This is a genomic window from Sulfurovum sp. MH2-6, assembly GCF_058374785.1.
Genome location: NZ_CM178170.1, coordinates 320167 through 331158, shown reverse-complemented (window position 1 = coordinate 331158; position 10992 = coordinate 320167). Strand labels below are relative to the sequence as shown.

At 44.0% G+C, this 10992-nt stretch carries 12 protein-coding genes; all 12 read right to left on the bottom strand.

Annotated elements, in window-relative coordinates; all coding sequences use genetic code 11:
- Window positions 1-3: 3 nt before the first annotated feature.
- Window positions 4-1338, bottom strand: a complete 1335-nt coding sequence (locus AC4JOV_RS01645) for a dicarboxylate/amino acid:cation symporter (protein ID WP_229936861.1) — start codon at window positions 1336-1338, stop codon at window positions 4-6.
- A 77-nt stretch (window positions 1339-1415) separates the two neighbouring features.
- Entirely contained in the window at window positions 1416-2261 is an 846-nt protein-coding gene (gene modD, locus AC4JOV_RS01640) for a ModD protein (protein ID WP_229936862.1), read from the bottom strand.
- A gap of 124 nt (window positions 2262-2385) precedes the next feature.
- A complete protein-coding gene (locus AC4JOV_RS01635; RefSeq protein ID WP_229936863.1) occupies window positions 2386-3027 on the bottom strand; it encodes an ABC transporter ATP-binding protein in 642 nt (213 codons plus the stop codon).
- 3 nt (window positions 3028-3030) lie between these two features.
- On the bottom strand, window positions 3031-3777 hold the full coding sequence (locus AC4JOV_RS01630; protein WP_229936864.1) for an ABC transporter permease: 747 nt from the start codon (window positions 3775-3777) through the stop codon (window positions 3031-3033).
- 1 nt (window position 3778) lies between these two features.
- Complete coding sequence (locus AC4JOV_RS01625; protein WP_229936865.1) at window positions 3779-4765, bottom strand: ABC transporter substrate-binding protein; 987 nt, start codon at window positions 4763-4765, stop codon at window positions 3779-3781.
- Window positions 4766-4777: 12 nt separating this feature from the next.
- Entirely contained in the window at window positions 4778-6076 is a 1299-nt protein-coding gene (locus tag AC4JOV_RS01620; RefSeq protein WP_229936866.1) for an alginate export family protein, read from the bottom strand.
- A gap of 133 nt (window positions 6077-6209) precedes the next feature.
- On the bottom strand, window positions 6210-7064 hold the full coding sequence (locus AC4JOV_RS01615) for an ABC transporter ATP-binding protein (protein ID WP_229936867.1): 855 nt from the start codon (window positions 7062-7064) through the stop codon (window positions 6210-6212).
- Entirely contained in the window at window positions 7061-7759 is a 699-nt protein-coding gene (gene modB / locus AC4JOV_RS01610; protein WP_229936868.1) for a molybdate ABC transporter permease subunit, read from the bottom strand. Before modB ends, AC4JOV_RS01615 begins: the two co-directional genes overlap by 4 nt.
- Window positions 7756-8154 carry a TOBE domain-containing protein gene (locus AC4JOV_RS01605; protein WP_229936869.1) on the bottom strand — a complete coding sequence of 133 codons (399 nt, stop codon included), beginning with the start codon at window positions 8152-8154 and terminating at the stop codon, window positions 7756-7758. The genes modB and AC4JOV_RS01605 overlap by 4 nt, the downstream gene beginning before the upstream one ends.
- Window positions 8151-8897: a molybdate ABC transporter substrate-binding protein gene (gene modA, locus AC4JOV_RS01600; protein WP_229936870.1), complete on the bottom strand. Its 747-nt coding sequence runs from the start codon at window positions 8895-8897 to the stop codon at window positions 8151-8153. The genes AC4JOV_RS01605 and modA overlap by 4 nt, the downstream gene beginning before the upstream one ends.
- Before the next feature lie 18 nt (window positions 8898-8915).
- Window positions 8916-9335, bottom strand: coding sequence for a TOBE domain-containing protein (locus AC4JOV_RS01595; protein ID WP_229936871.1), 420 nt, complete (start codon window positions 9333-9335; stop codon window positions 8916-8918).
- Window positions 9336-9356: 21 nt separating this feature from the next.
- A complete protein-coding gene (locus AC4JOV_RS01590; protein ID WP_229936872.1) occupies window positions 9357-10796 on the bottom strand; it encodes an OprD family outer membrane porin in 1440 nt (479 codons plus the stop codon).
- Between the last annotated feature and the right edge of the window lie 196 nt (window positions 10797-10992).

The following is a 10992-nucleotide window of genomic DNA, read 5'->3' as shown; positions in this document are numbered from 1 at the left end:
ACCTTACGACTTGGCTTCCACACTATGCACCACTTCAGCAAACTCCTCTTCGATCTCTTCATCGATCTCAAGGACTTCAACCAATCCTGCTTCTCTCTCCTGATAGAGAGAGATATCCAGCTCCTCTTCACTCTTAGCTACCACTGTACTTACCACTGCATCCCCTGTCACATTCACTGCAGTACGCATCATATCAAGCAGCCTGTCAACTCCCAGGATCAACCCGATACCCTCTACAGGAAGACCTACCTGCACAAAGACCATCGAGAGCATAATGAGCCCCACACCGGGAACCCCTGCCGTACCGATAGAGGCGAGTACCGACATCAGTATCACTGTCAGGTAGCCCGTCACTCCAAGCTCTACGCCATAGATATGGGCGATAAATACCGTCGCTACCCCCTGCATAATCGCCGTACCGTCCATATTGATCGTGGCACCGAAAGGGACAGTAAAAGAGGCAACCGAGTTGTCAACCCCCAGCCGCTTAGTCACACTTCTCAGTGTCACAGGGATCGTCGCGTTGGAGCTGGAGGTCGAGAAAGCAAAGACCTGTGCATCACGTATTTTTTCAAGAAGGATAAAGGGATTCAACCGTGTAAAAAAGTTGAGTATCAGCATCAGTGTCCCAAAGAGGTGAAGAAGCAGTGCTGCGACCAAAACGACCACATAGACTGCCAGCTGTGCCAAAAGGTCAAGTCCAAGCTCACTGACTGCCTTGGCCAGAAGCGCGAATACTGCCACCGGTGCGGTTGCCATAACAATGGTCACCATCTTCATCATCGCCTCGTTCAACACCTCAACACCCTCGGCGAGACTTTCTGCTTTCTTACCTACCATCAAAAGTGAAATACCAAGCAAGATAGAAAAAAAGATGATCTGCAGCATATTACCGCTGGCAAACGCTTCAACGACATTCGCCGGGATGATATTGATAAACACAGCAGAAAGCGCCGGTGCCTCTTTAGCGGTAAAAGCTGCAGTCGTCTGTGCTGAAGGTGAAGAGAAGAGAGGGATCACTGCAGTGGAGAGACCTATCGCCACCGCAATAGCTATGGCCGTAGTCAACATATAGAGTCCAAAAGACTTGATACCTACTTTACCCAGTTTTTTGATATCCCCGATACCCAATACCCCGGAGATAAGGGAGAAGAAGACCAAAGGTACCACAAGCATCTTGAGTGCTGTGATAAACATCTTTCCGATCACATAAAAAAGCCCGCCAACAATATACTCGTTGACAAAGCCACCCTCGGTATTGAAGCCTCCCAGGTTGATGAACAGTCCCAGAATGACCCCCAGTCCCATCGCCCATAATACTTTTGCCGTCAAACTCATACGCTCTCCATCTAAAGCTATCGCTATACTCTAGCCATAACTTTACCCTAAGTTTCTAAAAGATCGACGAAGGAAGCTTACAGAAGGGTCATTTTGCTCCCCATATTTGCCATTCCGCAGAAATAGACCGCACTGGTGACGATCCCGTCCACTCCCGTCTTGGCATAGCTTTCTGCATTCATCTTATTCACGCCTCCCGCAGCCAGAATCTTCACGGAAGGGAAATGTTCATCCCGATACGCTGAAAGCTTTTGAAGTGTCGATATCTCTGCTTTATCCATCTGTATCACATCAGCGCCTTTTTGCATCAGGAGTGCTGCCTCTTCAAAGGTCTCCGACTCTATCACGATCTTTTTTTCCGGTACTTTTTTCTTAAAGTTTACAATCTCTTCATAAAAGGCTTCATCGGAAGAATAGATAATCCTGTGCTGAGCGAAGAAAAGTACGGTTTCACTCAAACCCAAACGGTGAGGCATCGCTCCTCCGTTACGTATGGATCGGATAGAAAAAGGCTTTGAAAAAGGAAAGTTCTTTCGTGTTGTAAGAAGTTCACAGTGCGGGTTTACACGCGATATCGCCTCTTTCATCTCATGTGTATAGGTGGCAATCTTACAACTGTACTCCAATATTACCTGTATACTCCTCCACACTTGATGCAGTACCTCATAGTCTCCTTTGATGACAATCACACTCTCACCTTTGAGCGCCTTCTGCTTTGAAGGGATCGCATGTTCCACCTCACACCCCATAAGTTCAGCCAATCTTCTGGCCTCTTCGGAGCAGGAGACGATCACATCTTCTCTGGTAAACACTTCAAACCGTGCCTGTTTCCCGGAGGCTTCCTGAAGTGACGTTGTCAGGTCCAAATAGGGAACATCCTCTTTAAAATACTCCATCAGTGTCTGATCATCGATTCTTAACATAGTATCTATCCTTTATTTTGTAATGTAGATCTAAAACCGCTTTCATCACTGTATCCTTGATCAAACTCAGTTTAAGACCTTATAGATGAAAAATTTCTTGCCTTGCTATACGGCGGTGAATCATTTAATTGGCTCTTTGCTCTACAATTTTACCCTGTTCAAGTACAATCACTTTATCTGCAAGCACATCCGTATCTAAGACATTGTGTGTAACATACACGATAGTAAGTTGCAGTTTTTCATGAAGCAATTTCAACTCTCCTCTAATACTTTCTGCCGTTTTGGGATCCAGACTGGAGAGAGGTTCATCGAGCAATAAAACTTTTGGTTGGGTGATTATTGCTCTTGCAATTCCAACCCTCTGTTTTTCCCCACCACTGAGATTTTTTGGGTAACGATGGGCCAAATGAGTAATTTGCAACATATCCATCATCTTACTCACCTTTTCGTTAATGCTATTTTTATGGACGCCTTGCGCTTTGAGTCCAAAGGCAATATTTTCAAAAACATTCAGATTTGGGAAAAGATGGATCGCCTGATGCAAATATCCTATCTCTCTTTTTTGCGTTGGGATATCATTAAGCAATTTCCCCTCCATATAGAGGTTGCCTTCGTGCTCGATAAATCCTGCAAGAATGTTTAAAATGGTACTTTTCCCGGCACCTGAATGCCCGATAATGACAGTGAACTCCCCTTTTTGGATAGATAAATTCACATCTTTTAAACAATACTCAGTGTTGATCTTTTCTAATTTTATATATCCCATCGATTATCTCCATCTACTTGTAGTAACCGCTTCCAATTTGTAAATTGCTTTTTCAAAACTAAAACTCATCACGGCTAATACCATCAATGCGACCATAATAATATCAACGCGGATAAGACTCTCTGCATTGATCATCAGAGCTCCAATTCCCGTAGGTATGGCAAACATCTCAGCTGCCAAAACTGTCTTCCAGACCATGCCGGCTTCAAGTCGTAACCCGGTAAAGATAGAAGGCGAAGCAATAGGGAGAATAATCCTGAAAAAGATATAAAGATTTGAAGCCCCTAAAGATTTGGCGGTATTGATATACTCTTTTGGAATCTCTTTGATCCCAAGAAGCGTTGCATAGGCTACCGGGAAAAAAGCACAGATAAAAATAAGTACGATAGGCAGCATCTCATTGATACCGATCCAAAGCATCATCAGAGGCAACCATCCCAAAGTCGGTATGGGAAGCAACATACTTATAAAAGGCTTCAAAGAGAGCTCTACCGCTTTATACATCCCCATCAAAGAACCGATCATGATCCCAAACAATCCTCCGGCAAGATACCCTATCATGACGCGTAAAAATGAATCACTAAGATTGGATATCAGGATACCCATTACGATAAGATTATACGCTTCTACCATTACTTGGGAAAAGGAGGGGAGCATCGGGCTGTCTGCTACTCTTCCAGCGACCTCCCAAAGAATGATAAAAAATAAAATTGGACTTTTAAGCAATAGATAGTGTACGATTTGTTTCATTTTATTGATCCAGTACCAGTATCTCTCTTGCATCAAATGACTCTCTAATAAAGCCGTATTGCACCATTTTATCAATCACCTCCTGCACTGCCTCCACGGAAATATCAGAGGTCAGTATCAAATTTTCTATAGAACCCTTAGCGATTTGAGGTGTGACTGTCAAGTCAATGCTTGGAGACTTTGTCTGTGTTTTGATCCGATTTTGGTAAACATTGAGATTTTTTGCCACGATGACGGAGGCTTCACTGTTATCCTGGTTGATTTCATTGATAGATTGTTGGTTTATTTTCTTGATTTTTTCTACGGTTTTTGGATACTTTTGTACCATACTACTAGAGACAACGATAACACTCCCCTGAAGATCTTTCCACAGATCTTTACTCTGAACAAGCATTCCCATCCCCTCTAAACCTGCAGCAAGTGTCGCAAAATGTTCGGGTACGATGATTGCATCAACAAGTCCTGCTTTGAGCGCCATGATCTGTTTTGAAGCGTTCATTGTTACAAAGTTTTTTCGTACCTTTGTTTGATCAAAACCACCTTTTTCTATAAGAACCTCCTCGATAAAACTTGTCACTGTTCCTTTTGGTCCTACCCCGATCTTCACTCCTTCTTTACCTAGATCTTGAAGTGTTTTGATCTTGGAACTATTGACAACAACCCCATAGCCATCTTTATGTGTTCCTGCGATTATTTTGATAGGTACGCCGCCGTTTGCATAGGTATTGATCGCCGGTACAAGACACATATAGGCCACATCAAAATGCTCTTTTGCAAAAGCAGTCGCTACGCCGACGCCACTGACATACACTTTCACATCTTCTACATTGATACCGTTTTCCTGAAACAACTCTTTTGCTTCACCGTAATAATATGAGGTGGCATGACTGGTATACTCTACAGCAAATCGTAAATCTTTTTTTTCACCTTCATTTGCACTTACTGCCGCTACGATAAGAGCAACTCCCAAAATTATTTTTTTTATCATCCTATTCTCCTTCTAAAATTTGTAGGCTGCCTGCGTAAACATACCAAAGGCATTATCTGCCGTAATATATGGATCTGTTTCCGCCGCTTCTTCGATATAGTCACCGCTTTTGAAATACCCTAGCCCCAACTGAAACTGAAGATCTTTACTGTAACTGTGCACGGCAACGATGTCGATCTCATCACCGTATTTATCTGAACTCATGCTCGGAATGGTATAGCTTTTCCATTTATTGCTTGGTTCATCTGCATAGAATGCATGATATTCCAGTTTGATCTTCGTTTTCTCCCAAGGTTTTACCACAGCAAACACTTCATAATCTTTCAGATTGGACCAGCCCATAAGATTGAGTCTTCCATAGTATTTGTCGCTGGCACCGAAAACCGCATCGAAGGTTTCACGATCGCTTGTGTCAGGGTCATCTCCGCTTGCATAGGTATAACCAAGCCCCAGTTTGGTATGCATCGGTTTAAAGTGATATCCCGCATCCAGGTGGAACCCTGTACCATCTATATCCACACGGCTTCCATTCGTTTTTGTATGGTCACCGAAAGATTTCATATAGGTCATATTGTAAAAATATCCATACAGGTTTTCATCATAGACTCTCGCTCCAAGGTAGTAGCTTTTGAGTGCATGGTATTTCGGATTTTCCGTATCATTCTCCTTATAGGCAAAGATAGGTTCGATCGCACCTGTTTTACTCAATGCGTAGTGTCCGTACACCCCTCCCCCGTAATAACCGTGACGATGTCCAAGACTGAATTCATCCGGATCATGCAGCATCGTTCCCCCATAAAAAAGATCGAGGTAATTTTCTCCGTCTCTGATAGATATCTTTGCTGCATCCCAGACCCATTTTCCGGAGTTTTTCCACTCTCCCGGACCAAACACCCTCTTATCACCATATGCAATTTTCTGTCTACCTGTTTTGATCACAATATTCGACGTTGCATACTGAAGGTAGGTCTCATAGAGTTCAAAGTGGTCAACTTGTGTGTTATTGACCTGCATAAACTCCTTGTTGTACCACTCTTCATTGTCAAATCCCCAGCCTAGAGCCCTGGAATCCTGCATCGAGACTCTTGCCGTCCAGTGCTCATCAAACTTGTAGGTCATCCCCAGACGCAACCGTGTGAGAAGATAAGCATCTTCGCTTACACCGACCTTGGGATTGGTACCGAAATATTTTTCATTCATATTGTCAAAATATTCAAAACGAAGACGCAGTTCTCCGTCAAAACTCATATCTGCCCAAAGCAGAGTTTGAGATAAAAGCAGTGCTCCGGCCAATACTTTTTTAAATTTCATTATTTCCCCTCGCAACATATCTCCATTATATAAACTTATATATAGCGAGATGGCTAAAAATATTTATAAAAACGAAGCTTAACGCAATAATCCTTATATTTATAATTATATAACGTTATTTATCTTATTTTCTCTATCTGGTGCTTAAAATTGGGGCAAATGCTTTTGTACTCAGTGTCACGGTGTCTCCGATATGAAGAGAGGCAGCCTCTTCAGGACTGATCACTACTTCAACCAGTTGCTGACCGATAGAGACAATGGCTACGGTAATGATATCCACCTGCACAATATCAAGCAGCTCCCCTTCAAAGGAAAACTTTTGACTCCCACTCTTTTTTAGTAGGGTATCTTTAGGTGTACCATCCTGAATGATCTTACCATGATCAAGCACGATCACTCTCTTAGCAAGTCGATAGATCTCACTGGGGTCATGACTGACCATGATCGTTGTCGTACCGAAATTCTTATGCAGTGTAAGGATCTCATGCTGCAGCTTTGTCCGCATCGCAGGGTCCAGTGCGGAAAGCGGTTCATCCATCAGCAGAATCTTCGGGCGGTTCATCATCGCACGGCAAAGGCTGACACGCTGTTTCTGTCCTCCGCTCAGTGTGGCCGGAAGGCGGTCTTTCAGTTCATGCAGTCCCGTCATCTCCAAGAGCTCTTCAGCCAGCGTATGATCTTTCTCTACAAAGAGAAGATTTTGAAGCACGGTCATATTTGGAAAGAGGGCATAATCCTGAAAGACAAACCCTATCTTTCTCTTCTGAGGAGAGAGGGTAAACTTCTCATCCATCCATACCTCATCCCCTACATTCAAAGATCCCCGGGCCTTTTCCAGCCCTGCAATAATTCTAAGAAGCGTGGTTTTACCGCTTCCGCTTTGTCCTGCAAGTGCGATAAACTCCCCCGCTTGGATCTCAAGGTCGACACTTAGCTCCATCTCCCCCCTGCTCCCATAGAGGGTTTTAGTAATATCAATATCTATCATGAGAAACCACCCAGTTTTTTATTTTGTTTACGATTGAAAATATAGACACCCAGGAGCACGACAAAGCTTATGGTCACCATGATCGCACTGTAGATATGCGCCGATTTGTAGTCCATGATCTCCACCATCTCATAGATCGCGACCGATGCTACCTTGGTCTCTCCCGGGATACTTCCTCCCACCATCAAAACCACACCGAACTCACCGACAGTATGCGCAAAGGTGACGATGATCGCTGTCATCAGTGCCGGTTTGATATTGGGGAGTGCCACTTTAAGTACGGTCATCCATTTTCCCTGACCACAGATATAGGAGGCATCAAGCATATTTCTGTTCAATCCTTCAAATCCGCTCTGCATCGGTTGCACCATAAAGGGGAGGCTGTAGAAACAGCTGGCGATCACCAGTCCGGTGAAGTTGAACACCAGCTTGATCCCAAAAGTCTCTTCAAAGAATGCACCGACAGGAGAGTTGTATGAGAGTGCCCAGAGGATATAAAAGCCCAATACTGAGGGAGGCAGCACAATCGGCAATGCCGTGACCGCTTCGACAAAAGGTTTGATCTTTGATTTTGTTTGCGATAGATACCATGCCAACGGCAAAGCGATCACAAACAGGATCAAAGTGGTCAGCCCGGCAAGTTTGAAAGAGAGTAAAAACGGTTCAAATTCAATCCCGGTCAAAAGCTCTCTCATGAAACTACCTTTGAGACAGATAGCTCTGTCGCCTTGATCAACGCAGTAACCTCATCTTCTACTTTGAGCTCAAGCCTTTTACACGAACCTACCGTGATCAATGACTCTATACGGTTCCCTGAGATATCGAGAAGTATACGCGCCAGCAGTTCCCCGCTTTCTATCGCCGCCACTTTTGCCGAAAGCTGGTTGGAGTAGCTCAGCATTCCAGTGAGCTCTTTGCCTATCGCCACATTTGATGCATTGATATTGAGAATACACTCTGACCCGACAGAAAGCGTATCCTCCAACTCCAGACTTACCATCGTAAGCGTCTGTTCCCCGATAGAAAATGTAACGATATTGAGCCCGTCGTTAGACTGGATCGACTGTATGGTAGCCGTCAAATTACTCATGGTACCAGATATCCATAAGCTTGTAAAATCTCCTTTGCTTTGGCACTCAGCATAAAGGTATAGAATGCTGCCACTTCGTTACTCTTTTCTCCGTTTTTCAGTACAACGATCCCCTGATTGATCGGTGTATAGAGTTTCGTATCCACATCTGACCAGTTCACGCCCTCTTTATAATGCGCCATTTTCGGGCTGTAGAGTGACGATTTTGCGATAAAACCGATATCTGCCGCAGTAACTGCGTAAGAGACTGTTTGGGAGATAGATTCAGCAAAAACGAACTTCTTCTCTACATCCGCTAACACACCGCCGTTTTTCATCGCCTCTACAGCCGCCTTTCCGTAAGGAGCTGTCTTAGGATTTGCTATAGCAATTTTATTAATTGTAGCATCTTTTATGAGTGCAATACCTTTTGTGAAGTCCTGTGGTTTGCTGCTCAGGTATGCCAACGAGCCCTGTGCATAGACCAGTGGTCTGGTTACAGCGATACCATCCTTGTAAAGTGCCTCCGGGTATTTCATATTTGCCGCCATAAAAAGCTGGTAAGGCGCACCATTCTTGATCTGAGCCGTGAGTTTCCCGCTGCTTCCGAGGGTTACCTGCACTTTTGTCTCAGGATAGAGTGCATTGAACTCCTTCTTGAGATCATCAATCGCATAGCTGACATTGGCCGCTACGGCAATCTTGATCTCTCCTGCACTTAGACTCATCATTCCAAAAAACAAAGATAAAAGTATTTTTTTCATATATCACTCCTTTAGATATTATTTGGCGATCATCATATCGGTTGACTTGATGATCGCAACTGCTTTGTTACCGGGAACAACACCCAGTTCCTTGGCCGACTCATTGGTAATGATAGAGACGATAGCTTCACCTGTATCGGTCAGAAGTGTTACCTCCGTATTGACGATGCCTTTGATGACGTTATCGATCGTCCCTGCCAACTGGTTGCGCGCACTGATGCCGTCTACCTTTGTACTAGAGAGCATCACATGAGAAGCTTTGAACAACACTGTCACGGTATCTCCCTCCTGCATCGACATCTCTTTTGCACTTTCTGAAGTGATCACTGAGCTAAGCTGCGCTCCACGTGATGTCAAAAGTATAAGTTTCTCATTCACAATACCTTCAGCCATAGACACTACGGTCGCCTTAATTTTATTTCTTGCACTAATTTGCATCTCTTCCCCTTTGATATTTTATTAAAACAGATAATTAAACTCTACTCTTAATTCATTGTACGATGAGTCTGATTTCAATGATCCGTCACCTGCAACCGTATCTTTATCCCCATCGATATAGGCCAGACGGGTTTTCATATAGAACCCAGGCAAGCTATCGAACTCTTTGAGCAGATCCAGTGTCAGTACATTGCTGTCCGATTGTACACCCGGCTTATAATCGTCAAAGTCCTGTACCGCATAACGCATAAATGCTTTGAACCCGGATACCATCCCTGCTTTGTCAAAGTCATAGTCTGTCCTGACCATATAGGTTTTGGTATTGGCATACCAATTGTACTGTGCCATTGCCCTGGTGAAACCGCCCGTGGGGAATCCCCTCCATGGCGCGACCAGGTCACCCTCATCGGCAACTTTTGTATACCCCAGGCGAAGTTTCCATGCATTTTGTGCCAGATCGACTTTGGCACCGAAAAGCGAACTCTCAAGGCTCTCCGGATCATCATATCCAAAGGTCTTTGTCTTAAGGTTTGCCCCTCCAATCTCCCCCGCTCCGTTATCAAACTGCTTCATATAACGCAGTGCCGGAGTGATCTTCAAACCATCCATAGTAAAACTGTAATCCGCCTGTATCATCGCTGAAGATACCAGATCAGGGACTCCTGTATAGTTAAAAGTCACTAAAAGATTATCAATACTGCTATTCTTCGCTTCAATAGTCAGAAGCCTGTCATCGATCCCCTCTGCTTTGAGCTTGGAGAGTGTAAGCCCTTGATGCATCGCCGAATCATCGTTCTCCGTATATTTGGCATAGGGATCACTTGCATCATCACCATATGCCAAAAGATGATGGAACTTCGTGTGGTCTCTCAGCTTCTGATTTATAAGATAAGCCGCCTGTACATTGGTATCAGGCAGCGCTTTGCTGTAGAGTGCAACCCCTTCAAACGTATTGGGTATCATCTTTGTATCATTGCTTTTGGTCAGGAAACTTTCATAGATGACTCTTCCGGCCTGTAGATCAAACTGTGAATGCTTATACTCCAGATATGCCTGAGCCAATGTGCTCATGCCGTATTTTCCTTGTGTCAGCACATCATATCTGTTTAACACATCTTTCCCTGCTTTATAGATCGCGGCATCTTCATCATCCATATGCCAGGGATTCTGCGTCGTATAGAGACCGGCCGTGAAGCCAAGACCATGCAGGTAAGCACTCTTGTAGACTACGCTTCCTCCTGCACCAACCACATAGTGCGTCTCTCCTTTATCACTCCAGAAATGGTTAAAACGCAACCTTCCGTAAAATACACCTTTTGTCAGCATCTCACCTAAATTATCCGCTTGCACAGGTGTCTTTTGATAGACTACCTTCATATTGGACTTCAGGGTATGATTCATCTCCGGCGGGCTTGCATACAGAGCTAATGTGGCCAATGATGCTGCGAATATCGGTTTCATATAAGCTCCTTTTTATTCATTTTATATAACATACTGATTTCTATATTTTGAGAGGGGAAGTCTAACGTTATATAACTTAAAATATAACGTCAGGGGCAAAATTCCATCATTCAACACTGCCTGATATGATCCCTGCAGGACAGATGGATCAGATCCTCATCTCCTACTTATGCAATATCTATTCTTGATGCATTTC